Below are 821 nucleotides of genomic sequence, written 5' to 3' on the forward strand. Positions count from 1 at the left end.
CGTCGAAACCAATGCAGCCCCAGGAGGCCTAGTTTACGCCATTCGCAGCAAATTCAAGAGGGCGCCGGGCGCGGCGATGGTGGCATCGGCTTTCCAGTCCCCGGTATCGGCGGTTTTGCCGAGGTAGCCGTAGGCCGCGGCCACCGTGGGCATGCCCGCAGCCCGTCCTGCGAGGATGTCGCGCTCGTCATCGCCGACATAAATGCAGCGCCCGGGGGCAAGCTCGAGCTGGCGTGCCGCTTCCAGCAAGGGAGCCGGATGGGGTTTGGCATGCGGCGTGGTGTCGCCACTGATGATGGTTTTCGCTGTATTGAACAAAGGCATGGCCTTGGTCAGCGGAATGGTGAAGCGGGCGGACTTGTTGGTCACCACGCCCCATTTGAGGCCCATCTGGTCGATGCGGGCGATCAGATCCACCACACCCTCAAATACGGAGGTGTTTTCGGTCATGCGCGATTCGTAGTTGCTGAAAAACTCCTCCCGGAGCTCACCAAAGCCGGCGTCTTCCGGCGTCAACCCAAAGGCCACGGCAATCATGCCGCGCGCACCCGCTCCGGCCAGGGGACGGTAAAGCGCAAGGGGCAGCGATTCCAGGCCACGGTCGGTGCGCATTTTGTCGGCCGCAGCGCCCAGATCAGGGGCACTGTCAATCAGGGTGCCGTCGAGGTCGAACAGCACGGCATCGGTGTCTTGGAACATGTAGCGGGAATATAGGTAAAAGCGAAACTCAGCTCTTTTGCGTGGCCAGCAGGTAATTCACGCTGGTGTCAGCACTGAGCCAATAGTGACGTGTCAGGGGGTTGTATTCCATGCCCCGGGTT

1 protein-coding gene and 1 pseudogene are annotated in these 821 nt (G+C 61.4%); both read right to left on the reverse strand.

All coding sequences use genetic code 11. The features are described from left to right. Positions 1 to 33: 33 nt before the first annotated feature. A complete protein-coding gene (locus AC1DWI_RS24995; RefSeq protein WP_477667945.1) occupies positions 34 to 699 on the reverse strand; it encodes an HAD-IA family hydrolase in 666 nt (221 codons plus the stop codon). 28 nt (positions 700 to 727) lie between these two features. Then, positions 728 to 821 (reverse strand): annotated as a pseudogene (locus tag AC1DWI_RS25000) (bifunctional 2-polyprenyl-6-hydroxyphenol methylase/3-demethylubiquinol 3-O-methyltransferase UbiG); the annotation flags it as partial.

It is taken from the genome of Polaromonas sp. P3_C2, assembly GCF_056402675.1.

Excerpts from the sequence above, each read along its gene's own strand:
- AC1DWI_RS24995 (WP_477667945.1), bottom strand. The coding sequence starts at position 699 with ATGTTCCAAGACACCGATGCCGTGCTGTTCGACCTCGACGGCACCCTG.